The sequence below is a fragment of the Nocardioides renjunii genome, assembly GCF_034661175.1.
Lineage (GTDB): Bacteria > Actinomycetota > Actinomycetes > Propionibacteriales > Nocardioidaceae > Nocardioides > Nocardioides renjunii.
On record NZ_CP141058.1, the window covers coordinates 3127294 to 3152034 of the forward strand.

General features: G+C 71.2%; 25 protein-coding genes and 2 tRNA genes. 7 read left to right on the forward strand and 20 right to left on the reverse strand.

Going from position 1 to position 24741, the window contains the following annotated elements; all coding sequences use genetic code 11:
* Window positions 1-70: 70 nt before the first annotated feature.
* From SHK17_RS14900 to SHK17_RS14910, 3 genes are all read right to left on the reverse strand, one after another.
* Window positions 71-679: an ATP-dependent Clp protease proteolytic subunit gene (locus SHK17_RS14900; protein ID WP_172265128.1), complete on the reverse strand. Its 609-nt coding sequence runs from the start codon at window positions 677-679 to the stop codon at window positions 71-73.
* Window position 680: 1 nt separating this feature from the next.
* Window positions 681-1286 carry an ATP-dependent Clp protease proteolytic subunit gene (locus SHK17_RS14905; RefSeq protein ID WP_172265442.1) on the reverse strand — a complete coding sequence of 202 codons (606 nt, stop codon included), beginning with the start codon at window positions 1284-1286 and terminating at the stop codon, window positions 681-683.
* A 152-nt stretch (window positions 1287-1438) separates the two neighbouring features.
* Entirely contained in the window at window positions 1439-1867 is a 429-nt protein-coding gene (locus SHK17_RS14910; protein WP_322422794.1) for a MarR family winged helix-turn-helix transcriptional regulator, read from the reverse strand.
* A 54-nt stretch (window positions 1868-1921) separates the two neighbouring features.
* Here SHK17_RS14910 and SHK17_RS14915 point away from each other — a divergent pair, with 54 nt between their 5' ends.
* Window positions 1922-3097 carry a phosphotransferase gene (locus SHK17_RS14915; RefSeq protein WP_322919745.1) on the forward strand — a complete coding sequence of 392 codons (1176 nt, stop codon included), beginning with the start codon at window positions 1922-1924 and terminating at the stop codon, window positions 3095-3097.
* A 113-nt stretch (window positions 3098-3210) separates the two neighbouring features.
* Here SHK17_RS14915 and tig read toward each other — a convergent pair whose 3' ends face one another.
* From tig to SHK17_RS14965, 10 genes are all read right to left on the reverse strand, one after another.
* Window positions 3211-4623, reverse strand: coding sequence for a trigger factor (tig, locus tag SHK17_RS14920; protein ID WP_322919746.1), 1413 nt, complete (start codon window positions 4621-4623; stop codon window positions 3211-3213).
* A gap of 144 nt (window positions 4624-4767) precedes the next feature.
* A tRNA-Pro gene (locus tag SHK17_RS14925) sits at window positions 4768-4840 on the reverse strand.
* Between the two features lie 46 nt (window positions 4841-4886).
* A tRNA-Gly gene (locus SHK17_RS14930) sits at window positions 4887-4960 on the reverse strand.
* Window positions 4961-5045: 85 nt separating this feature from the next.
* Window positions 5046-6098, reverse strand: coding sequence for a PP2C family protein-serine/threonine phosphatase (locus SHK17_RS14935; RefSeq protein ID WP_322919748.1), 1053 nt, complete (start codon window positions 6096-6098; stop codon window positions 5046-5048).
* Window positions 6095-7003: an Fpg/Nei family DNA glycosylase gene (locus SHK17_RS14940; protein ID WP_322919749.1), complete on the reverse strand. Its 909-nt coding sequence runs from the start codon at window positions 7001-7003 to the stop codon at window positions 6095-6097. Before SHK17_RS14940 ends, SHK17_RS14935 begins: the two co-directional genes overlap by 4 nt.
* Entirely contained in the window at window positions 6996-7529 is a 534-nt protein-coding gene (locus tag SHK17_RS14945) for a ribose-5-phosphate isomerase (RefSeq protein ID WP_172265146.1), read from the reverse strand. Before SHK17_RS14945 ends, SHK17_RS14940 begins: the two co-directional genes overlap by 8 nt.
* 54 nt (window positions 7530-7583) lie before the next feature.
* On the reverse strand, window positions 7584-8453 hold the full coding sequence (locus SHK17_RS14950; RefSeq protein WP_322922036.1) for an alpha/beta hydrolase: 870 nt from the start codon (window positions 8451-8453) through the stop codon (window positions 7584-7586).
* A gap of 20 nt (window positions 8454-8473) precedes the next feature.
* The gene (locus SHK17_RS14955) at window positions 8474-9043 is read right to left on the reverse strand and encodes an LURP-one-related/scramblase family protein (RefSeq protein WP_322919750.1); all 570 of its coding nucleotides are present in this window, start codon (window positions 9041-9043) and stop codon (window positions 8474-8476) included.
* 23 nt (window positions 9044-9066) lie between these two features.
* Window positions 9067-10884, reverse strand: coding sequence for a methionine--tRNA ligase (gene metG, locus SHK17_RS14960; protein ID WP_322919751.1), 1818 nt, complete (start codon window positions 10882-10884; stop codon window positions 9067-9069).
* A 99-nt stretch (window positions 10885-10983) separates the two neighbouring features.
* The gene (locus SHK17_RS14965) at window positions 10984-11583 is read right to left on the reverse strand and encodes a mycothiol-dependent nitroreductase Rv2466c family protein (RefSeq protein WP_322919752.1); all 600 of its coding nucleotides are present in this window, start codon (window positions 11581-11583) and stop codon (window positions 10984-10986) included.
* A gap of 80 nt (window positions 11584-11663) precedes the next feature.
* Here SHK17_RS14965 and pepN point away from each other — a divergent pair, with 80 nt between their 5' ends.
* Window positions 11664-14216, forward strand: a complete 2553-nt coding sequence (gene pepN, locus SHK17_RS14970; protein WP_322919754.1) for an aminopeptidase N — start codon at window positions 11664-11666, stop codon at window positions 14214-14216.
* 450 nt (window positions 14217-14666) lie between these two features.
* On the opposite strand, the gene SHK17_RS14975 is transcribed toward pepN, so the two are convergent.
* Entirely contained in the window at window positions 14667-15050 is a 384-nt protein-coding gene (locus SHK17_RS14975; protein WP_322919755.1) for a DUF5130 family protein, read from the reverse strand.
* A complete protein-coding gene (locus tag SHK17_RS14980; protein WP_172265159.1) occupies window positions 15037-15420 on the reverse strand; it encodes a hypothetical protein in 384 nt (127 codons plus the stop codon). Before SHK17_RS14980 ends, SHK17_RS14975 begins: the two co-directional genes overlap by 14 nt.
* 31 nt (window positions 15421-15451) lie before the next feature.
* On the opposite strand from SHK17_RS14980, the gene SHK17_RS14985 reads away from it, so the two are divergent.
* Together SHK17_RS14985 and SHK17_RS14990 are read left to right on the forward strand one after the other, a co-directional pair.
* A complete protein-coding gene (locus SHK17_RS14985) occupies window positions 15452-16522 on the forward strand; it encodes a mechanosensitive ion channel family protein (protein ID WP_253942956.1) in 1071 nt (356 codons plus the stop codon).
* A 42-nt stretch (window positions 16523-16564) separates the two neighbouring features.
* Entirely contained in the window at window positions 16565-16972 is a 408-nt protein-coding gene (locus tag SHK17_RS14990) for a globin (RefSeq protein ID WP_322919756.1), read from the forward strand.
* Window positions 16973-16982: 10 nt separating this feature from the next.
* Here SHK17_RS14990 and SHK17_RS14995 read toward each other — a convergent pair whose 3' ends face one another.
* Entirely contained in the window at window positions 16983-17828 is an 846-nt protein-coding gene (locus SHK17_RS14995; protein WP_322919757.1) for an acyl-CoA thioesterase, read from the reverse strand.
* Between the two features lie 72 nt (window positions 17829-17900).
* Window positions 17901-18068: a hypothetical protein gene (locus tag SHK17_RS15000; protein ID WP_322919758.1), complete on the reverse strand. Its 168-nt coding sequence runs from the start codon at window positions 18066-18068 to the stop codon at window positions 17901-17903.
* Between the two features lie 120 nt (window positions 18069-18188).
* Here SHK17_RS15000 and SHK17_RS15005 point away from each other — a divergent pair, with 120 nt between their 5' ends.
* The 3 genes from SHK17_RS15005 (at window position 18189) to SHK17_RS15015 (ending at window position 20597) form a co-directional block, all read left to right on the forward strand.
* Window positions 18189-18797: a TetR/AcrR family transcriptional regulator gene (locus tag SHK17_RS15005; protein ID WP_322919759.1), complete on the forward strand. Its 609-nt coding sequence runs from the start codon at window positions 18189-18191 to the stop codon at window positions 18795-18797.
* A 61-nt stretch (window positions 18798-18858) separates the two neighbouring features.
* Window positions 18859-20073, forward strand: a complete 1215-nt coding sequence (locus SHK17_RS15010) for an acetyl-CoA C-acetyltransferase (RefSeq protein ID WP_322919760.1) — start codon at window positions 18859-18861, stop codon at window positions 20071-20073.
* A 35-nt stretch (window positions 20074-20108) separates the two neighbouring features.
* Complete coding sequence (locus SHK17_RS15015; RefSeq protein WP_172265172.1) at window positions 20109-20597, forward strand: MarR family winged helix-turn-helix transcriptional regulator; 489 nt, start codon at window positions 20109-20111, stop codon at window positions 20595-20597.
* 121 nt (window positions 20598-20718) lie between these two features.
* Here SHK17_RS15015 and ettA read toward each other — a convergent pair whose 3' ends face one another.
* The 3 genes from ettA to SHK17_RS15030 form a co-directional block, all read right to left on the reverse strand.
* The gene (gene ettA / locus SHK17_RS15020; RefSeq protein WP_172265175.1) at window positions 20719-22401 is read right to left on the reverse strand and encodes an energy-dependent translational throttle protein EttA; all 1683 of its coding nucleotides are present in this window, start codon (window positions 22399-22401) and stop codon (window positions 20719-20721) included.
* Between the two features lie 57 nt (window positions 22402-22458).
* A complete protein-coding gene (locus SHK17_RS15025; RefSeq protein WP_322919761.1) occupies window positions 22459-22905 on the reverse strand; it encodes a single-stranded DNA-binding protein in 447 nt (148 codons plus the stop codon).
* Window positions 22906-23055: 150 nt separating this feature from the next.
* The gene (locus SHK17_RS15030) at window positions 23056-24711 is read right to left on the reverse strand and encodes a YfjP family GTPase (RefSeq protein WP_322422806.1); all 1656 of its coding nucleotides are present in this window, start codon (window positions 24709-24711) and stop codon (window positions 23056-23058) included.
* Window positions 24712-24741 lie beyond the last annotated feature (30 nt).

Here is a 24741-nt window from a genome sequence, read left to right on the forward strand (position 1 = left end):
CCCCGTGCCGGCCCCCAGCGGGGGCCGGACACGAGATGTCGGGTGCCCTCATTCCGGTCTCGGACCGGGGTCAGACGAGCGCCGGGGCGCCCTTGCGGGACTCGATGACCGCGTCGATGAGCCCGTACTCGACGGCCTGCTCGGCGGTCAGGATCTTGTCGCGCTCGATGTCGCGGCTGACCTGGTCGATGTCCTTGCCGCTCGAGTCGGCGATCATCCGCTCCAGCAGCTCGCGCATGCGCAGGATCTCGTTGGCCTGGATCTCGATGTCGGAGGTCTGGCCGAACGTGCCCTCGGTGTAGGGCTGGTGGATGAGGATGCGGCTGTTGGGCAGCGCCATCCGCTTGCCCTTGGCGCCGGCGCCCAGCAGGATCGCGGCCGCCGAGGCCGCCTGGCCCAGGCACACCGTCTGCACGTCGGGCTTGATGAAGCGCATCGTGTCGTAGATCGCGGTCAGCGCGGTGAACGAGCCACCGGGGCTGTTGATGTAGATGCTGATGTCGGTGTCGGGGTTCATCGTCTCCAGGCACATCAGCTGGGCGATCACCGCGTTGGCGACGTCGTCGCTGATCGGCGTGCCGAGGTAAATGATGCGCTCCTCGAACAGCTTGGCGTAGGGGTCGATGCGGCGGAAGCCGTAGGAGGTGCGCTCTTCCCACTGCGGGATGTAGTAGTTCATGTCAGTCCTTGGTCCGGGCCGGGCGGCCCTCGTCGGCGGCTTCGCGGGCGCTGGTAATGACCTGGTCGACGAGGCCGTACTCGACGGCCTGGTCGGCGGTGAACCACCGGTCACGGTCGGCGTCGGCGACGACCTGCTCGACGGTCTGGCCGGTGTGCTCGGCGATCAGGTCCAGCAGCACCTTCTTGATGTGGATCGACTGCTGGGCCTGGATCTTGATGTCCGAGGCCGAGCCGCCCATGCCCGAGGAGGGCTGGTGCATCATGATGCGGGCGTGGGGCAGGGCGTAGCGCTTGCCCTTCGTGCCGGCGCACAGCAGGAACTGGCCCATCGAGGCCGCCAGTCCCATGCCGACGGTCGCCACGTCGTTGGGGATGTAGTTCATCGTGTCGTAGATCGCCATGCCGGCGTCGACGGAGCCACCGGGGCTGTTGATGTGGAGGAAGATGTCGGCCTCCGGGTCCTCGGCGGAGAGCAGCAGGAGCTGGGCGCAGATCGCGTTGGCGTTCTGGTCGCGCACCTCCGAGCCGAGGAAGACGATGCGCTCACGGAGGAGGCGCTGGTAGATGTGGTCGTCGAGGCCATACATCCCACCGGCGCCGTTCATCTCGGGCGAGAGGGCTGGGCTGGAGTTCTGGTTCACGCTGGCGACACTAGCCGGAAGGTCGGACACTTCCACGCGAGAACCCCCCCTGTTCGCCCACAGCGGATTCACGGGCGCCCGGGCGGGTCGCAGGCGCCCGGCCCGGACCGGCGCCGTCAGCCGAGGGCGACCTCGCGGAGCACCTCGCGGAACACCCGGTAGCGCTCCGCGCCCACCTGGTCGGCCCAGGCCTCGTCGCAGGCCCGCAGCAGCGCTCCGGCCCGGGCGACCGCGTCGCCGCCGCGGTCGGTGATGCGGACCAGCCGGGCGCGCGCGTCGTGGTCGGGGACCGCCACCTCCACCATCCCCAGGTCCGCGAGCTGGCGGACGAACTGTCCGCACCCCTGCGTCGTCATCTCCACCCGCTCGGCCAGCTCGGAGATGGTGAGCCCCTCGGGCGGGAGCCACTCCAGCAGTCGCAGCTGCGAGGCACGCAGCTCGGGCAGGTCCTCGGCCAGGCGCTCGCGGAGCCGACCGAACACCATGCCCATGAGCATCGGCAGGTGCGGCTCGACCGTCGGCATGCGGCCCTTGACACCAGTCATGAAAGCAACTTACCTTCTTTGACCATGAAAGCAACTTTCACGCCAGGGCGGACGGTGGCCCGGCGTGACCTGCTGGGCGAGGACGACGTCAGCGACGGCGAGCTCGCCGCGATGGTCGCGGACCTGTGGGGCGTCCCCGCCGCGACACTGGTCGACTCGACCGCGCAGACGGTCGCCTACGACGTCCCCTCGATCCTCACCGGCGCCCGCACCTGGGTCCTCGGCCACGCCGACGCGGGCGACGGGCCACGCGCGTTCCGGCTCTTCGTCAAGCGGGTGCACCACTGGCGCCACTCCCCCGCCTTCGCCTTCGTCCCGCCCGAGATCGCGGAGTGGGCAGCCACGACCCTCCCCTGGCGGGCCGAGCACCTCCTCTACGCCTCCGACCTCGCACCGCGGCTGCCCGACGGGCTGACCATGCCCCGCGGGCTGCGGGTCGTCGAGCACCCCGACGAGACGGCGGTCATCTGGATGGAGGCCGTGGAGTGCGACGACGTGCCGTGGACGTACGACGACAGCGTCCGCGCCGCACGGCTGCTGGGCCGGCTCGCCGGCAGCCCGGACGTCGCCCCCCTCGCCGGCATCGACCCGCAGCCGTGGCACATCGACGACTTCGCGGTGGGCCGGCTGGCCCACACGGTGCTCCCCGGCTTCCACGACGAGGCCACGTGGCGCCACCCGACCGTCGCCGAGCACTTCGGACCGCTGCGGGCCGGCCTCACCGACGTGGCCCACCACCTCGACGCGCTGGCCCGGGAGTTCGCCGCGAGCCGCCACCTCGCCTCGCACGGCGACGCCTGCCCCAACAACCTGCTGCGCCGCGAGGGCCAGCCGGGGTTCGTCCTCATCGACTTCGGGTTCTGGCGCAGCCAGCCGGTCGGCTTCGACCTGTCCCAGCTCCTGGTGGGCGACATCCAGATCGGCCGCCAGGACGCCGACGACCTGCCGGAGCGCGCTGCCGCGTGCGTGGAGGCGTACGCCGCCGGGCTCGCCGACGAGGGGCTCGACGTGCCGCTGCCGGAGGTCCGCCGCGGTCACGCGGTGAGCCTCATGCTCTTCAACGGACTGCCGAGCCTGCCGACCGAGATGCTGCAGGAGGAGGCGACGCTCGAGGCCGCCGGCGGGGTCACCGACGAGTTCCGCGCGTCGTTCGAGCACTGGGTGCGCCAGCGGGCCGCGATCGCGCGCTACGCGCTCGACGTGCTCGCCACCACCGGGTCGGCCGCCTGAGCCCGCGCCGAGCGCGCGCCTCGCTCCGGGACGTGCACCAGCCAGCGGGGCGAACGGCGACCGGCGCCCACCCCGAGGGGGTGGACGCCGGTCGTCCGGTCAGGATCAGGCGATCAGGACTGCTCGGAGTCCTCGGAGACCTCGGAGACCTCGGCCTCGTCGGCCGCCTCGACCTCAGCGGTCTCGTCGACCGGCTCGCCGATGGTGCCGTCGGGACGCAGGTTCTTCAGCTCGACCACGTTGCCCGAGGCGTCCTTGACGGTCGCGGCCTCCACGATCGTGGCCAGCGCCTTGCCGCGCAGGATCTCCTGCACGAGCTCGGGGATGTGGTTGTGCTCGAACATGTGGTTGGCGAACTCCTGCGGGTCCTGGCCGGACTGCTGGGCGCGCCGCACGAGGTGCTCGGAGAGCTCGTTCTGCTCGATGCCGAACTCCTCCTGCTTGGCGATCTTGTCGAGGATGAACTGGGCGGCGACGGCGTCGCGGACACGGCGCTCGAGGTCGGCCTCGAACTCCTCCTGCGTCTGGCCCTCGTCCTCGAGGTACTTCTCCATGGTGATGCCGGCGAAGCCGAGCTGCTGCTCCACGCTCTGGCGACGCGCGTTGAGCTCGTCGGTGACCATGACCTCGGGGAGCGGGATGGTGACCTTCTCCAGCAGGGCCTCGAGCACCGCGTCGCGGGCGGCGGCGGCCTGCTCGAGCCGCTTGCCGCGGCCGAGGCGCTCGCGCACGTCGGCGGTCAGCTCTTCCGCGGTGTCGAACTCGGAGGCGAGCTGGGCGAACTCGTCGTCGACCTCGGGGAGCTGCTGCTCCTGCACGGCGCTCACCTTGACGGTGACCTCGACCGGCTCGCCGACGAGGTCGCCGCCGACCAGCTCGGACACGAACGTCTTGTCGTCACCGGCGGAGAGGCCGACGAGCGCCTCGTCGAGGCCGTCGATCATGCCGCCGCGGCCGACCTGGTAGGACATGCCGGTGACCTCGCCGCCCTCGACGGGCTCGCCGTCCTTGGCCGCGAGGAGGTCGATCGTGACGAAGTCGCCGTCCGCGGCCGCGCGCTCGACGGGCACCAGGGTGCCGAAGCGCTCACGCAGCGCCTGGACCTGCTCCTCGACGTCGGCGTCGGAGATCTCGATGTCCTCGACGCTGGCCTCGAGCCCGTCGTAGGCGGGGAGCTCGAAGTCGGGCTTGACGTCGACCTCGGCGGTGAACTCGAGGGACTCGTTGTCCTCGAACTTGGTCACCTCGATCTCGGGCTGCGCCAGCGGCTCGAGGTCGTGCTCCTGCAGCGCGGCCATGTAGGACTGCGGGACGACGGCGTTGATGGCCTCGTCGAGGACCGGCCCACGGCCGACCTGGCGGTCGATGACCGCCGGCGGGACCTTGCCCCGGCGGAAGCCCGGGACGTTGATCTGCTTCGCGATCTTCTGGTACGCCGCGTCGAGGCTCGGCTTGAGCTCCTCGAAGGGCACCTCGACGGTCAGCTTGGCCCGGGTCGGGCTCAAGGTCTCGACGGCGCTCTTCACAAATGTCTCCTGATGCTGATGGTCTGGGTGACGTGCGGCAGCGCCGGCTCGGGGTGCCCGGCGACCGCAAACCCGTTGAGTCTATCGACGGCGTGGGCACAGGCCGAATCACGCCCGGCGGCTGCGACGCGTGGGGCCGGTGGGTCGGGGCGACAGGACTCGAACCTGCGGTCTCCTGCTCCCAAAGCAGGCGCGCTAGCCACTACGCTACGCCCCGCCAAACGGGCCCCGACGGCCTCCGGACGGAGGTCTCTGGGCCTGCTTGGAGCGGATGACGGGAATCGAACCCGCGTAGCCAGTTTGGAAGACTGGGGCTCTACCATTGAGCTACATCCGCGCGCTGCCCGGCTGCCTGGCGGCCCCCGGTGCGGAAGTCATGGTGCCACACCGCGAGGTGGTCGCCCCAACCGGCTCGCAGGTGCTCAGCGCCGGTGGACCAGGAGCAGGGCCCGGTCGTCGTTGCGCGAGCCGAGGGACTCGATGAGGCGCGTGGCGCCGCCCTCGAACTGTCCCCGCAGGAGCCGTTCGGCCTGCCCGAGCATCCGGTCGATGCCGAGGCTGATGTCGCGGTTGCGGGTCTCGACCATGCCGTCGGTGTAGAGCAGCAGGGCGTCGCCGTGGCGCATCTCGCCCGACACGACCGTGTAGGTCGCGTCGTCGATGAGGCCGAGGACCGGGCCCTCGGACTCGAGCACCTCCCAGCGGCCCGAGCCGGCGTGCCGCAGGGCGGCCGGCGGGTGACCGGCGCTGCGGATGTCGTAGTGGCCGGTGCGGAGGTCGAGCGACAGGTGGATGGCGGTGGCGAAGCCCTCCTGCCACTCCTGGCGCAGCAGGAACGTGTTGGCGGCCGGCAGGAACTCCGCGGGCGGCAGGGCGCTCAGGAGGCCGCCGATGGCACCGGACAGGAGGAGGGCGCGGGTGCCCGCTCCCTGGCCCTTGCCGGAGACGTCGACGACCGCGACCTCGAGCCGGTCACCGACCCGCGAGGCGACGACGAAGTCGCCCGCGAACGGCGTCCCGCCGGCGGACCGCAGCTCGGCGGCGGCGTACCACTGCTCGGGCAGGGCCGGGATGCCGCCCTGGCGCAGGATCCGGTCGCGCAGGTCGACGAACATCGTCTCGCCCTGGAGGCCGGCCACCCCGAGCCGCGAGCGCCGCAACGACGAGACCAGCACCAGGAAGCCGAGGCCGAAGATGATGACGACGGTGAGCGCCACTCGCGTGGTGACGTCCTGCGAGGGGACGAGGAGCGCCAGCACGAGGAGCACGAACAGCACGAACCAGGGCAGCTGGCGCGGCCCGAGCATGAGGCTGGCCACCACGAGCGGCACGAGCAGGCTGTTGAGCGGCATCTCGTCGAACCGCCAGATGGCCAGGGCGATCAGGAGGGTCGAGGCGACCAGTGCCACGAGCAACCGGTAGCCCCGCGGCACGACGCGGTTCAGTGCCTCGTTGAGCCACCGAGGAGAACTCATGGCCGAGCTCCTCGCGACGGTGCCGTGTCCTTGGTGGGTGATGCTACGGCTCGCGAGCGGAAGACGGGCTGACATCGGGGACACCAGAACGTGTTGCGTCCGACGAGCTCGCCGGTGCGCACGGTGGAGCCGCACACCAGGCACGGCATCGAGGTCCGGCGGTAGACGTAGACCTCCCCTCCGTGGTCGTCGCGGCGCGGCGCCCGGCCCATCGCCTCGGGCGTGTGCTCGGGTCGCACGGTGTCGATGCGCCCGGTGCGCACGCCCTCCCCCATCAGCTCGACGAGGTCGGCCCACATCGCGCGCCACTGCCCGGACCGCAGCGTGTCGCCGGGCCGGAGGGGGTGGATGCGGTGGCGGAACAACACCTCGGCGCGGTAGACGTTGCCGACGCCGGCGAGCACCTTCTGGTCCATGAGCAGGTCGCCGATCGGGCGGTGGCTCCGCGAGATGCGCCGCCACGCGACCGCCGGGTCGGCGTCGGGTCGCAGCGGGTCCGGTCCGAGCCGACCGATGACCTCGTCACGCCGCTCGGGGCCGACGAGGTCGCAGAGGATCGCACCGCGCAGGTCGGCGTACGACGTCCCGCGGGGATCGCCGTCCGGAAAGGTCTCCAGGCGCAGCCGCACCTGGCCCACCGGCGCCGGGACCGCTGCGTGCTCGGGGAGGCCGGCGTGGACGTCGAACCGCCCGATCAGCCCGAGGTGGACGTGCCAGAAGCGCTCGCCCTCGAGCTCGACGAACAGGTGCTTGCCCGCCGACTCGGCACCCAGCAGGCGCGACCCGTCGACCTGCTCCGCGTCGGCGGCCGACCTGCCCTGCGGGGAGGTCACCCGGACGGTGCGGCCGGCGAACGCCGCGCCGAGGTCGTCGGCCAGCTTGCGGAGGGTGTGGCCCTCAGGCATCCGCGGGGTCGTCGGACGTCGAGGAGCCGGGCCCCCGCAGCGCCGACTCGGGGAGGGGCGGGAGCTCCTTGGTGGCGTCGTAGGTCGCGACCTGGTCGATGCGGCGCACGTGGCGCTCGTCCCCGGAGAACGGGGTGGTGAGGAAGACCTCGACGAAGCGGGTCATCTCCTCCACGGAGTGCATGCGGCCGCCGACGGACACGACGTTGGCGTCGTTGTGCTCGCGGGCGAGCGCGGCGGTCTCCTCCGACCAGGCCAGCGCACACCGGATGCCCTCCACCTTGTTGGCCGAGATCTGCTCACCGTTGCCCGAGCCGCCGATGACGACGCCGAGGCTGTCGAGGCCCTCCTGCCGGTCGGCGGCGACCCCCTCGGCCGCCCGCAGGCAGAAGCAGGGGTAGTCGTCGAGGGCGTCGTAGACGAACGGGCCGTGGTCGACGACCTCGTGGCCGTGGTCGACGAGCCAGGTCGTCAGGTGGTCCTTCAGCTCGAGGCCGGCATGGTCGGAGCCCAGGTGAACGCGCATGGGGAAAGTCTTCCAGAGCGTCGGGGCGGTCCGGGCGCACGGTGGCGCGCGTCCTCAGGACAGGTGGAGGTCGAGCCAGCCGGCCACCTGCCGCAGCAGCGGCTCGGAGGCGGTGAAGTGTGCGTGCCGCCAGAACCCGTGCACCTGGCCCAGGCAGCGCACGCCGACCGTCTCGACACCGGACTCGGCGATGCGCCGGGCGAGCTCCTCCCCCTCGTCGCGCAGGGGGTCGTGCTCGGCGGTCGCGACGAAGGTGGGCGGCACCGTGTGCAGCCGGTCGGACAGCAGCGGAGCCAGGTCGGGGTCGTCGAGGTCCGCCTCGGTGCGGGCGTAGTGCTGCCAGTACCAGGTCGCCTCGGCCGGGTCGAAGCCCGACGCGGCCCCCTCGGCCCACGACGCGGAGCCTGCCCGCGGGTCGAGGAACGGGTAGACGAGCGCCAGGGCGCTGAAGAAGCCCGGGTTGCGGAGCGCGGCGACCAGCGCGAGGTTCGCCCCGGCCGAGTCGCCGTGCGCGGCGTACGGCCCGGCGGGACCCTCGCGGCGCAGCCAGCCGACCACCGTGTCGAGGTCGTCGGGCGCGGCGGGGAACGGCGCCTCGGGCGGGCGGCGGTAGTCGACGCTGAGCACCCGTCGCCGCGCCCGGTTGGTGAGCCGGCGGCAGACGCCGTCGTGCACGTCGACGTCGTTGAGGACGAAGCCGCCGCCGTGGGCGTGGACGACCACGCCGGGCAGCGCGTCGGCCGGCGTGTAGAGCCGGCACCGCACGCCGTCCGCGTCGACCTCCTCGACGGACGCGACGTCCTCGCGGGGCTCGGCGAGGGCTGCCACCCGGGCCTGCTCGCGCTGCGCAGAGATGTCGAAGCCGGGATCGGTGACGGCCATGCTCGTGTCGGCCCCGACTGCCGTGCGGACCTCGGGATACATCACGGCGGGGGCCTCGGCGCTCAGCGCGCCATCAGGGCGTCGAGCGCGACCGCGACCGCTGCTGCGACGCGGAAGTCGACGCGCTGGTCCGGCACGGTGACGCGGTAGCGGTCGCCGAGGGACATCTTGCGCTCGACCGAGAAGAGCGGGCGGCCCTCGGCGTCGGCGAAGTCGAAGTGGATCGGGATGAAGTCGAGGTCGGTGAAGCGACGCAGCAGTCCCACGAGCTGGTTGCGCTCCTGGCCGGTGCCCGCGTAGCCGGGGCCCTCCACGTGGAAGGTCGAGCGCAGCAGGGAGGCGCCGAAGTCCTTGCGGAAGAAGCCGATCTGCGCGCCGGACTCGTCGGTGATGTCGTAGCCGGCGTTGAGGTCGAGCTTCCTGCGCGCCTTGAACCCGAAGACCGCCCGCGACTTGCCGGCGTCGGAGAAGAAGGTGACCTGCTCCTTGAACGCCATCCGCTTCTGCTCGGCCAGCGCCATCACGCGGACCGGGTTGCCGGCCGCGTCGGACTCCGAAACCTCGTAGCGGTTGACCATCATGGTGAGCTTCTGCCTCACCACGAAGTGGGGCAGGTACATCTCGGCGGTCATGCGTCTCCCTCGTGTGTGGCCGGTCAGTCGCTGACGCGGGCCAGCTCGTCCTCGACCACTGACGGGTCGAGCTTGGTGAACACCGGCGTCGGCTTGGCGACCTTCGTGCCCACCACGACGGGGCGCGACTCCCACGCCGGCGTCGTGGAGTACTCGCCGGTGATGATCGAGTACGACGTGTGGCCGGCGCCGTTGTCGGGCTCGAGCTCGTCGACCTGCTCGATGCGGGGCATCGGCACGAGCTCGCCCTCACCGCCGAGGACGGCGTGCACCTTGTTGGCGGCGTGGGGCAGGAACGGCGACAGCAACAGGTTGCAGTCGCTCACGCACTGGGCCGCGACGTGCAGGACGGTGCCGAGGCGCTCGCGCTGCGCCTCGTCCTTCATCTTGTAGGGCTCGGTGAGCGTCAGGTACTTGTTGACCTCCCCGACGACGCGCATCGCCTCCGCGATCGCGGCCCGGAGCCGGTGCTTCTCCACGAGCCCGCCGACGACGTCGAAGCCGTCCTGGACGGTCGTGAGCACCTGGTGGTCGACCTCCTCCAGCGGTCCGCGCGCGGGGATCTCGCCGAAGCTCTTCGCGATCATCGTCGCGGTGCGGTTGACCAGGTTGCCCCAGCCGGCGACCAGCTCGGAGTTGTTGCGGGTGACGAAGTCGGCCCACGTGAACGCGGCGTCGGAGGTCTCCGGCCCGGCGGCGCAGATGTAGTAGCGGAGCGCGTCGGGGCCGTAGCGGGCGAGGAAGTCGCCGACGTAGATGACGTTGCCGCGGCTCGTGGAGAACTGCGAGTCGCCGAAGGTGAGGAACTCGCTGGAGACCACCTCGGTGGGCAGGTTGAGCGTGCCGTAGGGACCGGGCTCGCCGCCCTTGTCGCCCTTGCCGTTGTAGGCGAGCAGCTCGGCCGGCCAGATCTGGGAGTGGAAGACGATGTTGTCCTTGCCCATGAAGTAGTAGGCCTCCGCCTCCTGCTCCCCCTCGGCGGCGGGGTTCCACCACTCGCGCCACTTGTCGGGCTCGCCCGTGCGTCGGGCCCACTCGATCGAGGCCGACAGGTAGCCGATCACCGCGTCGAACCAGACGTAGAGCCGCTTGGTGGGCTGGTCCTCCCAGCCCGGCACCGGGATGCCCCAGTCGATGTCGCGGGTCATCGCGCGCGGCCGGATCTCCTTGAGGATGTTCTGGCTGAACTTGATGACGTTGGGCCGCCAGAGGCCGGTGGCCTCGCGCTGGTCGAGCCACTCCCCCAGCGCCGCGGCCAGCGCGGGCAGGTCGAGGAACCAGTGCTGCGTGTCGCGGAACTCCGGGGTCTCGCCGTTGATCTTGGACCGCGGGTCGATCAGGTCGGTGGGGTCGAGCTGGTTGCCGCAGTTGTCGCACTGGTCGCCGCGCGCGGCGCCGTACTTGCAGATCGGGCAGGTGCCCTCGATGTAGCGGTCGGGCAGCGTGCGGCCGGTCGAGGGGCTGATCGCGGTCTTCGTCGTCTCCTCGACCATGTAGCCGTTGCGGCGGCAGGTCTCGAACATCTCCTGCACGACGGCGTAGTGGTTGCCCGTCGTGGTGCGGGTGAAGAGGTCGTAGGAGAGCCCCAGGCCGCAGAGGTCGTCGACGATCACCTGGTTGTACTTGTCGACGAGCTCGCGCGCGGGCAGGCCCTCGTTGTCGGCGAGCACCAGGATCGGCGTGCCGTGCTCGTCGGTGCCGCTGACCATCAGGACGTCGTGGCCGGCCATCCGCATGTAGCGGCTGAACACGTCGGAGGGCACGCCGAAACCGGCGACGTGGCCGATGTGGCGCGGGCCGTTGGTGTACGGCCAGGCGACGGCGGACAGGACACGAGTCATGGGCGCAAGCCTAGTGACCGGGCGCGACCCGATGACGCCGGGTCGCGCCCCGGTCCCGCACCGCCCGGCCGCTCAGCGGCAGGTCGGCCGGTCGGCGGCTCAGGAGAAGTCGAGCTCGCCGGTGCGCGAGCGCTTGAGCTCGTAGAAGTAGGGGAACTTCGCCACGGCGACGGCGCCGTCCCACAGATCGCCGGCGTCCTCGCCGCGCGGGATCTTCGACAAGACGGGCCCGAAGAACGCCGAGCCGTTGATGTGGATGGTGGGCGTGCCGACGTCGTCGCCGACGGGGTCCATGCCCTCGTGGTGGGACGTCGCCACCGCGTCGTCGAGCGACTCGTCGTCCCAGGCCTCGATGAGGTCCGCCGGCAGGTCCACGTCGGCGAGTGACGCGGCGACGGTCTCGCGCGTCAGCTCCTCGCCGTTGTTGTGGTGCCGCGTGCCCACGGCGGTGTACCACTCACCCAGCTTCGCGTTGTCGTGCTCCTGCGCGATCTTGATCGCGACGCGGACGGGGCGCTCGGTCCCGGCGAGCATCTCGCGGTACTCCTGCGGGATGTCCTTGTCCTTGTTGAGGTAGGCCAGCGACATCACGTGCCACTGCACGTCGATGTCGCGGACCTGCTCGACCTCGCGGATCCAGCGCGAGGTGATCCAGGCGAACGGGCAGAGCGGGTCGAACCAGAGGTCAGCGGTAGCCATGTCCATCCCAAGCACCGACGGGTGCGCCCTATTCCCCACCGGTGTGGGCCCGGACACACCGGCGGTGGCAGGATGCGCCCATGCCTGGAACCAACCTCACCCGCGACGAGGCCGCCACCCGCGCCACCCTGCTGGACGTCACGTCGTACACCGTCGACCTGGACCTCACGAGCGCCACCCAGCCCGACCAGTCGACCTTCGTGTCCGTCACCACCCTCGAGTTCTCCTGCAGCGAGCCGGGTGCGAGCACCTTCGCCGACCTGGTCGCGCCGACGGTGCGCGAGATCGTCCTCAACGGCCGCAGCCTCGACCCCGCGACGACGTACGCCGACAGCCGCATCGCGCTCGACGACCTCGAGGCGACCAACACGCTCGTCGTCACCGCCGACTGCGCCTACTCCAACACGGGCGAGGGCCTGCACCGCTTCGTCGACCCCGCCGACGACCGCGTCTACCTCTACAGCCAGTTCGAGGTGCCCGACGCCCGCCGCGTCTTCACCACCTTCGAGCAGCCCGACCTCAAGTCGGTCTTCACCTTCACCGTCACCGCGCCGTCGCACTGGCTGGTCGTCTCCAACGCGCCGACCCCCGAGCCCGAGGCCGCCGGTGACGGCGTCGCGGTGTGGCGCTTCCCGACCACCAAGAAGATGTCGACCTACATCACCGCCATCGTGGCCGGCGAGTACCACGGCGAGTTCGACACCTACGAGGGCAAGTTCGGCACCATCCCGCTCGGCCACTACTGCCGCCAGTCGCTCAAGGAGCACATGGACACGGCCGCGCTGGTCAAGCTGACCAAGCAGAGCTTCGCGTTCTTCGAGGAGCAGTTCGACTACGCCTACCCGTTCGGCAAGTACGACCAGCTCTACGTGCCGGAGTACAACGCCGGCGCCATGGAGAACGCCGGCTGCGTGACGCTGCGCGACGAGTACCTCCCGCGCAGCCGCCAGCCGCGGTCGTTCTTCGAGTTCCGCGCCTCGGTCATCACCCACGAGATGGCGCACATGTGGTTCGGCGACCTGGTGACCATGAAGTGGTGGGACGACCTCTGGCTCAACGAGTCGTTCGCCGAGTGGGCCTGCTACTGGTGCGAGGCCAACGCGACCGAGTTCACCGACGCGTGGACCGGCTTCGCCAACGCCCGCAAGCAGACCGGCTACCGCGCCGACCAGCTGCCCTCGACGCACCCGATCGCGGCCGACAACGTCGACCTGCACGCGGTCGAGGTCAACTTCGACATGATCACCTACGCCAAGGGCGCCTCGGTGCTCAAGCAGCTCGTCGCGTGGGTGGGCATCGAGCCCTTCCTCGAGGGCCTGCGCGCCTACTTCAAGGAGTGGGAGTACGCCAACCCCGAGTTCAAGGACCTGCTCGCCACCCTCGAGAAGGCCTCCGGGCGTGAGCTCCAGGGCTGGGCCCAGGAGTGGCTGCAGACCGCGGGCGTCAACACGCTCGCCCCGTCGTTCGAGCTCGCCGAGGACGGCACGTACGCCTCCTTCGCCGTGGCGCAGTCCGCGCACCCCGACTGGCCGACCCTGCGCCGGCACCGCCTGGGCATCGGCCTCTACGACGACGTGGACGGCCGGCTGGTCCGGCGCGACTACCTCGAGATCGACGTCGAGGGTGCGAGCACCGACGTGCCCCAGCTGGCCGGCGTGAAGCAGCCCGACCTGCTGCTGCTCAACGACGAGGACCACGCCTACGCCAAGATCCGCCTCGACGAGCGGTCGCTGGCCACGGCGATCTCCTCGCTGTCGACCTTCGAGGACTCGCTCCCCCGGGCGCTGGTCTGGGGCGCGACGTGGGACATGACCCGCGACGCCGAGATGCGCACCCGCGACTGGACCGACCTGGTGCTCGCCAACATCGGCCAGGAGACCGACGCGTGGGCCGTCACCAGGATCCCGGCGTCCACGGCGCTGGCGGTCAACTTCTACTCCGACCCCGCACACCGCGCGGAGCTGCGCGCCACCTGGGAGTCCGGCCTGCGTGAGCTGCTGCTCGCCGCCGAGCCCGGCAGCGACCACCAGCTCACCTTCGCCCGGTCGTACGCCGGCGCCGCGCACCGCGACGCCGCGCTCGACGACCTGGTCGGCCTCCTCGACGGGTCCTTCACCGTCGAGGGACTCGCCGTCGACCAGGACATGCGCTGGGTGCTGATCACCGCCCTCGCCCGCGCCGGCTGCTTCGGCGACGCGGAGATCGACGCGGAGCTCGAGGTCGACAAGACCATCTCGGGCCAGGAGCAGGCCGCCGCGGCACGCGCCTCGCAGCCCACGGCGGAGGCCAAGGAGGCCGGCTGGAACGCGGTCCTCGACCCGTCGACGCCCAACGAGACCTCGCGCGAGATCGCCTTCTCGATCTTCCGCTTCGGTCAGGAGGACGTCCTCCAGCCCTACCTCGAGAAGTTCCTCACCGCCTCCGAGACGCTGGTCGACGTGCTGGGCTTCCACAAGGCCTCGGTCGTGCTCGAGTACGGCTTCCCGCGGCCGCTCGCGTCGCAGGCCACGCTGGACCGCCTCGACGAGTGGCTCGCCGACAACAACGCGCCCAAGCAGGCGCAGCGCTACATCGGCGAGGCGCGCGCGGAGATCGCCCGGGCGCTGGAGGCCCAGGCGTACGACGCCGGCTGACCGGCTCGCTGGCTCGACCGGCCCTCACCCCGTCCGGGGTGGGGGCCGGTGTTATTTGGCTCGCTCCGCTTCGTTGTCTTGGGCTGGGGGCGGTGCTATCTGGCTCGCTTCGCTCGCGTGCTCGGCGCCCTTCAAGGCGCTGTCTTCCCTCCTCGGCTTGCTCGCTGCGCTCGCGTCGCTCGTCAGTCCAGACAGCGCCGGGCGCCGAGCCTCCAGATCATCTGACCTTGGGGCTCGCCACGCTCGCTGCGCCACGGGTGAGGTCGTGCGCCATCGCCTCAGCCCACGCGCTCGGCGCCCGACGTCGTCTGGACTGACGAGCGAGCAAGCGTGACGAGCGCAGCGAGGCAGCGCCGTCGAGCGAGGAGGGAAGACGACGTCCTCAGGGGCGCCGAGCACGCGCGAGCGGAGCGAGCGCCATCAAGCACAGCACGCGCGAGCGCCATCCAACTACGCGTGCAGCGTGTTCTGCGGCCTGGCGTGCTCGGCGAGCATCGTGATGCCGCGCTGCAGACCGGCAAGCAGGTTGCCGGAGGCGAACTCCGACGACATCGCCAGCACCGCGAGCTCGACCTCGGCGTCGGTGAGGTGGCGGCGTACGTCTCCGCCGGTGACGATCTCGAGGGCCCGGCGGGTGGGGTCCACGAGGATCAGCACGCTGCGGGGCGGGGCCACGAGGCGGTTGTGCAGACGGGTGGCCCAGGCGCGGGTGTCGTCACCCTCGGCCGGACCGACGTAGACCGAGAACTCGAAGCGGCAGGCCTGCTCGGCGACGCGGATCGTCTTGTCCAGCGCCAGCCGGTCGGCCTCGGTCAGGAGGTCACCAGCTGCCACTGGCGCCACCCGCTCGGGAGTTCTCGTTGTCGGGTGCGGGCAGCTCGGCGACGCCTTGGCGGGGTCCGCCGATCCACTGGCCCTCGCCGGCGGAGTGGTCGGGCAGCAGCTTCTCGCCGCGGACCATCGCCGGGAGGTAGACCGCGACCAGGATGATCACGAAGAGCAGCAGCGGCGCCCCGACGTAGATGGCCAGCGCGTTGAGGGTGTCGAGGCTGTTGACCTCGGTCTCGCCACCCCATCCCTCGGGGACGTCGGCGTGGACCGGCGACGTCAGCAGGGCCAGCGCCGGCGCGGCCGCCAGGACGGCGGTCCGGAGCGCTCGGCGCGACGAGCGGGAGCTGGCGGGCGGGCTGACGTGCGTGGTCACGGTCCACAGCGTATCGCCCATACTGGCGGGCATGCCTCACCCCCTCACCCCTGTCATGGACGTGACCGAGGTCTCCGGGAGCGAGACCGATCCACTCACCCCCCTCACCACCTGCTCGACCGACGAGAACCTGTGCACGTGGGTCCTCGAGGAGACCGGCAACGAGAGGCTCGCGACCGCCGTCGACTGGGTCGTCGGCAAGCCGAGCGCGCTGCTGGGACTGCTCCTGATCGGTGTGGTGGTCCGGTGGCTGCTGCATCGGATCATCGACCGCATCGTCGCGCGCGCCGAGGTCGGCGTGCTCCCCGACCGGCTCAGTCGTGCCATCACCGGCGGCCGGGTGGGTGCCGCGCTGAACCTGCGCGACGACCCTGGCTACACCCGCCGCGTCCAGCGCGCGGCCACCCTCGGCTCGCTCCTGAAGAGCATCATCACCGGCGTCGTCTTCACGGTCGTCGCCCTCATGTTCATCTCCGAGCTCGGCTACGACATCGCACCGCTGATCGCCAGCGCGGGCATCCTCGGCGTGGCGCTCGGCTTCGGCTCGCAGGCGCTGGTCAAGGACTTCCTCTCCGGCATCTTCATGATCTTCGAGGACCAGTACGGCGTCGGCGACGTCGTCGACCTCGGCGAGGCGTCCGGGACCGTTGAGGCCGTCGGTCTCCGCGTCACACGGCTGCGCGACGTGAACGGCACGGTCTGGTACGTCCGCAACGGCGAGATCCTGCGCGTGGGCAACATGAGCCAGAACTGGGCGCGCACCGTGCTCGACGTGACCGTCGGCTACAGCGAGGACCTGGTCAAGGTCCGCCGCGTGCTCGAGGAGGTCGCCCACGACCTGTGGGTGGACGAGGACTTCACCGGCCTCGTCGTGGAGGAGCCCGAGGTCTGGGGCGTGGAGTCCCTGGGGGTGGACGGCATCGTCGTCCGGGTCACCCTCAAGACCGCCCCCATGGAGCAGTGGGGCGTCGCGCGTGCCATGCGCGAGCGCGTCAAGGCGCGCTTCGAGAGCGAGGGGATCAACCTCGCGGTCGCCCAGCGCGTCCTGTGGCAGGAGAGCGCACCGTCGGCGGCCTCCGCCGAGCCCACCGAGAAGGCGTAGCCCCGGCGTGCCGCGGGTGTCGCAGCCGGGGACAATGGAGCCGTGACCACCACCTTCTACGACGAGATCGGCGGCGAGGAGACGATCCGCGCGATCGTCCACCGCTTCTACGAGGGCGTGGCCACCGACGAGGTGCTGCGGCCGATGTATCCCGAGGAGGACCTCGGACCCGCCGAGGACCGGTTCGCGCTGTTCCTCATCCAGTACTGGGGCGGGCCCACGACCTACGGCGACACCCGCGGCCACCCGCGGCTGCGGATGCGCCACGGTCCGTTCATGGTCACCCCGACGGCCGCGCAGCACTGGCTGCGGCACTTCCGGGCCGGTCTCGACGCGGTGCACCTGACGCCCGAGCAGGACGCCCGGTTCTGGGAGTACGTCACCCACGCCGCGCAGTTCATGGTGAACTCCCCCGACCCGCAGCCGCCGACGCCCGCCGACGTGCTCTGAGGTCCGGCGTCTAGCCCACGGCCAGCGCCCGGAAGCCGTCGGGCACGGGAGCCGGGCGACCGGTGGCGCTGTCGAGGCAGACCCCGACCACGCGGGCGCGCGCGAGCACCTCGTCGCCGTCGCGGACGACCGACTCGAAGACCGCAGAGGTGCTGCCGATGCGCGACACCCACGTCCGGCAGTCGTAGGGCTCGGGCCGGAACAGGATCGGCCGGCGGTAGTCGACGTCGGTCTGGGCGACCACGAGGTGGTAGCCGTCCCCGAGGTCGCGTCCCTGCGTCACCATCAGCTGGATCCGCGCCTCCTGGAAGTACTCGAAGTACTTCACGTTGTTGACGTGGCCGTAGACGTCGACGTCGCTGAACCGCACGTGCACCGGGTAGGCGCCGCCGGGGACGTCGACGACGGCGGGCGCCGACGGGGCGCGGACGGGCTCGTCGGGCTCGAGGAGGCGGGACAGGGACGCCTTCTCCTCGTCGTGCAGGCGGCGGGGCCGCTCGGTCGCGAAGACGTACGGCGTCAGCACGGTGCGCGCCCTGAGGTGGACCGTGCGCTCACCGGCCTCGTCCTCGGCGAAGATCTCGTAGGCCATGGTGAAGCTCGCGGCGCGGACCTCGGTGACCCAGCACTCGATCGAGACCGGCTCGAAGCCGAACGTGAGCGACGAGACGTAGGTGACCTCGTGCCGGACCACCACCACGCCCTCGGCGAGGTCGTCGGCGCGGCTCTCCGGGGCGTGCGTGCGGAACATGTCGACGCGCGCCTCCTGCAGGTAGTCGACGTACGTCACGTTGTTGACGTGGCCGAGCAGGTCGAGGTCGGCCCACCTCAGCGGGCAGCGGTAGAGATGGCGCACACGACGATCGTCGCAGACCTCGACGCCGGGCGCTCGGGGCAGCGAGCCGGCGTCCTCAGGGGCCCGCCCCCATCAGCTGGCGTGGATCATCCGGCCGTAGTAGGCGGGGATCGACTCGTGGCGGGCGCGGCGGTCGCTGCGCGTCTCGCGGAGGGTCGTCGTGAGCGCGGCGGCGGCGAGGGCGACGGCCGCCAGGGAGACGATGCCGATGACGACGAGATAGATGGTGACGGCCTCCATGACCAGTCCTTTCTACAGATGTAGTGTCTACGTATGTAGAAGCATACGCCTCCGCCAGCGCTGCGCAAGACCGCCCGGTAGTGTCCTGCGCCACCACCCCGCGCGGTCGAGAGGAGCACGGTGAGCCCAGCGAGCCGGGAGCTGTCGCCACGGCGCCGCCAGATACTCGAGGCGGCCACGACCGTGCTGTCCCAGCAGGGCATCCGGGGCCTGACCCACCGCGCCGTCGACCGCGAGGCGGGTCTCGCCGAGGGCAGCTCGTCGGCGTACTTCCGGACCCGCGACGCCCTGGTCAGCGCCCTCGGCGAGTTCGTCGCCGACCGGCTCGGCGCCGACGTCGAGGCGCTCGGTGGCCGGCTGGCGTCCTGCCCGGGCGACCACGAGCGCGCGGTGGCCGAGGTGTCCCGGCTCTTCTCCCGCTGGCTCGACCGGCCCGACCTCCTCGCGGCGCGCCTCGAGCTCACGGTCGCGGCCACCCGCGACCCAGGCCTGGCCGAGCGCTTCACGCTGTGGCGCGACGACCTGGTGCGCATGGTCCGCGAGGTGCTGGACGCAGCCGGGCAGCAGGGCGGCAACGAGGGCGGCGCGTCCGCCGAGACGCTCGTGGCCGCGCTCGAGGGCGTGCTGCTCGCGTCGCTGATGCTGCCGTCTCGACGCCGGCGCACCTTCGTGGCCGAGAGCGTCGAGCAGCTGCTGACCGGCCTCGGCCCCAACCCTCCGAACGCCTGACGGGAACCGGCGCACTAAGGTGCCGGGAGACACCGCAACCGACCAGTAACCGGAGTTCCCCATGCCCGAGGCAGTGATCGTTTCCGCAGCGCGCTCCCCCATCGGCCGGGCCAACAAGGGCTCGCTCAAGGACTTCCGTCCCGACGACCTGACCGCACTGGTCGTGCAGGCGGCGCTCGACAAGATCCCCGACCTCGACCCGACCACCATCGAGGACCTGCTGCTCGGCTGCGGCCTGCCCGGCGGCGAGTCGGGCAACAACATGGCACGCGTGGTGACGACCCTCCTCGGCCTCGAGGTGCCCGGCGCCACCGTGACGCGCTACTGCTCGTCGTCCGTGCAGACCACCCGGATGGCCTTGCACGCGATCAAGGCCGGCGAGGGCGACATCTTCGTCTCCGCCGGCGTCGAGACCGTCTCGCGCTTCGCCAAGGGAACGTCCGACCACATCCCCGGCACCCGCAACCCGCGCTTCGACGAGGCCTCGGCCCGCACCGACGAGTACGCCAAGGGCGGCCAGGACTGGCACGACCCGCGCGAGGACGGCCTGCTGCCCGACATCTACGTCGCGATGGGGCAGACCGCCGAGAACGTCGCCCGCCTGCGCGGCCTGGACCGCAAGGAGATCGACGAGTTCGCCGTCCGCTCGCAGAACCTGGCCGAGAAGGCGATCGCCGACGGCTTCTGGGAGCGCGAGATCACCCCGGTGACGCTGCCCGACGGCACCGTCGTCACCACGGACGACGGCCCCCGCGCCGGGGTGACGTACGACGCCATCGCCGGTCTCGACCCCGTCTTCCGCCCCGACGGCGTGGTCACCGCCGGCAACTGCTGCCCGCTCAACGACGGCGCCGCCGCCGTGGTGGTCATGTCGGACACCAAGGCCGCCGAGCTCGGTCTCACCCCGCTCGCCCGCATCGTGTCGACCGGCGTCTCCGGCATCTCCCCCGAGATCATGGGCCTTGGCCCCGTCGAGGCCACCCGGAACGCGCTCAAGCACGCCGGGATGAGCATCGGCGACATCGACCTCGTCGAGATCAACGAGGCGTTCGCCGCCCAGGTCGTGCCGTCCTACCAGGACCTCGGCATCGACCTCGACCGGCTCAACGTCAACGGCGGCGCCATCGCGGTGGGCCACCCGTTCGGCATGACGGGCGCCCGCCTGCAGAACACGATGCTCAACAGCCTCGACTGGCACGACAAGAGCACCGGCCTGATCACCATGTGCGTCGGCGGCGGTCAGGGCATGGCGATGATCCTCGAGCGCGTCTCCTGAGGCGTGCCGGGGCGCCGCACGACTAGGCTGCGCCCATGACCTCGACGAGCGAACCGCGCTGGCTCGACGACGACCAGCAGCACTCCTGGCGCGCGCTCATGATGGGCATCACCCTGCTCGAGGAGCGTCTCGACGACGACCTCCGCCGGGAGTTCGGTATGTCGCTCACGGAGTACGAGGTGCTCGTGCGGCTCTCCGAGCGGCCCGGGCGGGCGATGCGGATGGCGCAGCTGGCCGACGCCATGGCCCACTCGCGCAGCCGGGTGACCCACACGATCGCCCGCATGGAGAACGCCGGCTACGTCACGCGGGGCACCACCCCCGAGGACGGCCGCGGCGTCGTCGCGACGATGACGGAGACAGGATACGACCTCCTCGTGCGGGCCGCGCCGTGCCACGTCGAGAGCGTCCGGCGCAACCTCGTCGACCTGGTTCCCGAGGGCGACTTCGCCGCCGTGGGCCGGGTCTTCGACCGGGTCGCCGACCACCTCGTGAACCGGCACCCGGAGAGCGAGCTCCGCTAGCCGCTCGTCCCTGCTGTGATCCTTCATCACGGTGTGCAGACGGACGGGCGCTTCCCCCGGTCAGCTGACCGAGGGAAGCGCCCATCCGGCGACAGACCATGGTGAACGGTCTGTCGCGGGGTCAGTCGCGGGTGAGGCGGCGGTGCGTCACCCGGTGGGGACGGGCCGCGTCGATGCCGAGGCGCTCGACCTTGTTCTCCTCGTACGACGCGAAGTTGCCCTCGAACCAGAACCACTTCGCCGGGTCCTCGTCGTCGCCCTCCCAGGCCAGGATGTGGGTCGCCACGCGGTCGAGGAACCACCGGTCGTGGGAGGTGACCACGGCGCAGCCGGGGAAGTCGAGCAGCGCGTCCTCGAGCGAGGACAGGGTCTCGACGTCCAGGTCGTTGGTGGGCTCGTCGAGCAGCAGCATGTTGCCGCCCATCTTGAGCGTCAGCGCGAGGTTGAGCCGGTTGCGCTCACCGCCGGAGAGCACGCCGGCCTTCTTCTGCTGGTCCGGGCCCTTGAAGCCGAAGGAGGCGACGTAGGCGCGGCTGTTCATCTCGAAGTTGGCGACCTTGATGAAGTCGAGCCCGTCGGAGACGACCTCCCAGACGTTCTTCTGCGGGTCGATGCCGCCGCGCGACTGGTCGACGTAGGAGATCTTGACGGTCTGGCCGACCTTGAGGTCGCCCGCGTCGGGCTGCTCCTCGCCGGTGATCATCCGGAAGAGCGTCGTCTTGCCGACACCGTTGGGGCCGATCACCCCGACGATGCCCGCGCGCGGGAGCTTGAAGGACACGTCGTGCATGAGGGTGCGACCCTCGAAGCCCTTGCCGAGCTTGTCGGCCTCGAGCACGACGTCGCCGAGGCGCGGGCCCGCGGGGATGTTGATCTCGGAGGTGTCGATCTTGCGCATCCGGTCGGCCTCGGCCGCCATCTCCTCGTAGCGCGCGAGACGCGACCTGCTCTTGGTCTGGCGGGCCTTGGCGTTGGAGCGGACCCACTCCAGCTCCTTCTCCAGCATCTTGGCGCGCTTGGCGTCCTTCTGCCCCTCGACCTTGAGCCGGTCGCGCTTGGTCTCGAGGTAGGTCGAGTAGTTGCCCTCGTAGCCGTGGATCTGGCCGCGGTCGACCTCGGCGATCCACTCGGCGACGTTGTCGAGGAAGTAGCGGTCGTGGGTGATCGCCATGACGGCGCCGGGGTAGGTCTTGAGGTGACCCTCCAGCCACTGGACCGACTCGGCGTCGAGGTGGTTGGTGGGCTCGTCGAGGAGCAGCAGGTCGGGCTGCTCGAGCAGCAGCTTGCACAGGGCGACGCGGCGTCGCTCGCCACCGGACAGGTTGTCGACCAGCACGTCGGGCGGCGGGCAGCGCAGCGCGTCCATGGCCTGGTCGAGCCGGCTGTCGAGGTCCCACGCGTTGGCGTTGTCGAGCTCGGTCTGGAGGTCGCCCGTCTCCTGCATGAGGGCGTCCTGGTCGGCGTCGGGCTCGCCCATCTCCATGTAGGCGTCCTCGAGGCGCTTCATCTTCCCCTTGAGGTCGGCGACGGCCTCCTCGACGTTCTCCAGGACGGTCTTGCCCTCCGTCAGCGGCGGCTCCTGCTGGAGCATGCCGACCGTGGCCTCGGGGTCCTTGATCGCGTCGCCGTTGTTGGCGTGCTCGAGCCCCGCCATGATCTTGAAGAGCGTGGACTTGCCCGCACCGTTGGGCCCGACGACGCCGATCTTCGCGCCGTGGAGGAAGGAGAGGGTGACGTTGTCGAGGACGACCTTGTCACCGTGGGCCTTGCGCACGTTGCGCAGTGTGAAGACGTACTCAGCCATGCGGGCGAGCCTACGGGGAACCGCTCCCCCGCCGACAATCGCGCCGGGCGGCTCCTCTCAGGCGGCGTCGGGCACCGACTCGGCGACGTCGGACGCCACCACCGGAGCGGCCGTCGGGACCGTGCCCCGACGCTCGTCCTCGACCGCGGGAGCCACGGGCTTGGCGAAGGTCGTGGTGCCGTGGGTGAGGTCGTGGCCGACGGCACTCGCGACCACCTCCCAGGACGTCTGCAGCTTGCCGTCGCGCTCCCAGACGTCGGCCACGAGCCGGCCGTGCACGACGACCGGGTCGCCGCTGGAGAGGGAGGCGACGACGTGGCGGCCGAGCCGGTTCCACGCCTTCACCGTGTGCCAGGTCGTGGTGCCCTTGACCCACTCGCCGTCGCGGTAGCGCGTCGGCGTGCAGGCGACGCGGAACGAGGCGACCTGCCGGTGCTCGCCGACCTCGCGGAGCGTGACCTCGCCGCCGATCCAGCCGGTCAGGGTGATCTGGGTGTCGTACATGGGGGTGCCTCCGGGTGTGGGGCGGCGGTGGTCCCGCCGCGGTGCACCCAGCCTCGGCAACCCGGCCGACACCGGCACCCGCGTGGTCGCCGGACCTGTGGAGGACCACGATGCGGCCGGACCTGTGGACGCCGGGTGGCCCGGGACGGCTCAGCGCAGGGCGGTCGAGAGCCCCTCGCGCACCTCGGCGTAGGAGGCGAGCTCGGCCTGGATCGGCTCGACGACCACCTCGGCCGAGACCTCCGAGATGGCGTCGCGCAGCCGCTTGTCGGCCGTGCGGGCCCGCGCCCTCGCGGTCAGCGACACCAGCCAGCGGCTGACGAGCGCGAGCAGGATCCCGAGTCCGACGCCGCCCAGGAGCAGCAGCGTGGGCAGCGGGAAGGAGCCGACCTCCGGCGTCGGCGGCTCGGGCAGGCGGGCGTAGGAGCCGAAGGCGAGCAGCGCGAGCCACACGGCGCCCACGACGGCGGAGATGATGAGGAGGTACTGCAGGATCCGCACGAGACCGGCCCAGACTGGGATCTTGTCGGCGCCGAGGTCGGTGGACGCCACCGCGCGGTCGAGGCGGTCGCCGAGGTCGGGCAGCCGCGACACCGACGCCGCCCGCACGGCCGTGGCCCACGGCGGGGCCATGCCCTCGCCGACCTGCTCGGCCAGGGCGCGCACCTCGGTGTCGACGCGGGCGCGCTGCACCCCGGTGGCCTTCGGGACCGACGTCCGGGCGGCGCCGGTGAGCTCCTTGCCGGACGCGCCGAGGTCGAGGTGCAGCCTCTTGAGCGGGTCGGGCTTGAGCCGGGAGAACCAGGCCGTGACCGGCCAGCCGGTGGCGCGGTTGGCGCGCAGCCGGGTCGAGTCGGCGACCGCCTTGACGACGGTCGGAACGCCGGCCGCCTCCGCGAAGGCGTCGTCGAGCGCGGCGACGCGCTCCTTCGACAGACCGGGCACCTTGCCGGTGCCGGTCGACTCCTGCAGGCGCTGCGCCGCGGTCTTGACGTCGGCCTCGAGCCGGGAGCGGGTGACCTTCTTCTCCGCCACCCGCTTGGCGATCATGCCGCGCAGCTCGTCGATGCCCCACCCGTTGCGGGCGCTCACCGGGACGACCGGCACGCCGGCCAGCCCGTCGGCCTCGAGGAGGCGGCGTACGTCGTCCACCATGGACGCGCGGCGGTCCTCGGGGATGACGTCGATGTGGTTGAGCACCACGAGCATCACGTCGCGGTGGCCGGCCAGCGGCTTGAGGAAGCGGTCGTGGATGGCGGCGTCGGCGTACTTCTGCGGGTCGAGCACCCACACGAGCATGTCGGCGAGCTGCACGAGCCGGTCGACCTCGAGGTGGTGCGAGACCTCGGTGGAGTCGTGGTCGGGCAGGTCGAGGAGCACGACGCCCCGCATCTCCACGTCCTCGTCGGCCTTGGACAGCATCGAGTCGCGCGTGACCTGGTGGCGCGAGGGGATGCCGAGCCACTCGAGCAGCTCCTCGGCCCCCTCTCTGCCCCACACGCAGGCCGTGGCCCACGACGTCGTGGGGCGGCGTACGCCGACCGCGGCCAGCTCGAGGCCGCTGAGGGCGTTGAAGGTGGAGGACTTCCCCGAGCCGGTCGCGCCCGCGAGGGCGACGACGGTGTGGTCGGCGGACAGCTTGAGCCGGCTCGCGGCGCGCGACGCGACCGTCGACGCCTCGTCGACGAGGGCGTCGTCGACCCGGCCCCGGGCCGCGGTGGCGGCACGCTCGAGTCCCTCGACGCGAGCGCCGATGTCAGAGCTCCTGGTGACCAGCTTCTTGGCCCCTTCGAGCAACGACGTCATGACTCCCTCACGGTCCGGGTGGCTCTGCTT

Excerpts from the sequence above, each read along its gene's own strand:
- SHK17_RS15025 (WP_322919761.1), bottom strand. The coding sequence starts at position 22,905 with ATGTACGACACCCAGATCACCCTGACCGGCTGGATCGGCGGCGAGGTC.
- SHK17_RS14945 (WP_172265146.1), bottom strand. The coding sequence starts at position 7,529 with ATGCGCGTTCACCTGGGCTCCGACCATGCCGGCCTCGAGCTGAAGGAC.
- metG (WP_322919751.1), bottom strand. The coding sequence starts at position 10,884 with ATGACTCGTGTCCTGTCCGCCGTCGCCTGGCCGTACACCAACGGCCCG.
- ettA (WP_172265175.1), bottom strand. The coding sequence starts at position 22,401 with ATGGCTGAGTACGTCTTCACACTGCGCAACGTGCGCAAGGCCCACGGT.
- SHK17_RS14910 (WP_322422794.1), bottom strand. The coding sequence starts at position 1,867 with ATGACTGGTGTCAAGGGCCGCATGCCGACGGTCGAGCCGCACCTGCCG.
- SHK17_RS14935 (WP_322919748.1), bottom strand. The coding sequence starts at position 6,098 with ATGAGTTCTCCTCGGTGGCTCAACGAGGCACTGAACCGCGTCGTGCCG.
- SHK17_RS14965 (WP_322919752.1), bottom strand. The coding sequence starts at position 11,583 with ATGGCTACCGCTGACCTCTGGTTCGACCCGCTCTGCCCGTTCGCCTGG.
- SHK17_RS14900 (WP_172265128.1), bottom strand. The coding sequence starts at position 679 with ATGAACTACTACATCCCGCAGTGGGAAGAGCGCACCTCCTACGGCTTC.
- SHK17_RS14955 (WP_322919750.1), bottom strand. The coding sequence starts at position 9,043 with ATGACCGCCGAGATGTACCTGCCCCACTTCGTGGTGAGGCAGAAGCTC.
- SHK17_RS14950 (WP_322922036.1), bottom strand. The coding sequence starts at position 8,453 with ATGTATCCCGAGGTCCGCACGGCAGTCGGGGCCGACACGAGCATGGCC.
- SHK17_RS15010 (WP_322919760.1), top strand. The coding sequence starts at position 18,859 with ATGCCCGAGGCAGTGATCGTTTCCGCAGCGCGCTCCCCCATCGGCCGG.
- pepN (WP_322919754.1), top strand. The coding sequence starts at position 11,664 with ATGCCTGGAACCAACCTCACCCGCGACGAGGCCGCCACCCGCGCCACC.
- SHK17_RS15015 (WP_172265172.1), top strand. The coding sequence starts at position 20,109 with ATGACCTCGACGAGCGAACCGCGCTGGCTCGACGACGACCAGCAGCAC.
- SHK17_RS14905 (WP_172265442.1), bottom strand. The coding sequence starts at position 1,286 with ATGAACGGCGCCGGTGGGATGTATGGCCTCGACGACCACATCTACCAG.
- SHK17_RS14940 (WP_322919749.1), bottom strand. The coding sequence starts at position 7,003 with ATGCCTGAGGGCCACACCCTCCGCAAGCTGGCCGACGACCTCGGCGCG.
- SHK17_RS14985 (WP_253942956.1), top strand. The coding sequence starts at position 15,452 with ATGCCTCACCCCCTCACCCCTGTCATGGACGTGACCGAGGTCTCCGGG.
- SHK17_RS15000 (WP_322919758.1), bottom strand. The coding sequence starts at position 18,068 with ATGGAGGCCGTCACCATCTATCTCGTCGTCATCGGCATCGTCTCCCTG.
- SHK17_RS15030 (WP_322422806.1), bottom strand. The coding sequence starts at position 24,711 with ATGACGTCGTTGCTCGAAGGGGCCAAGAAGCTGGTCACCAGGAGCTCT.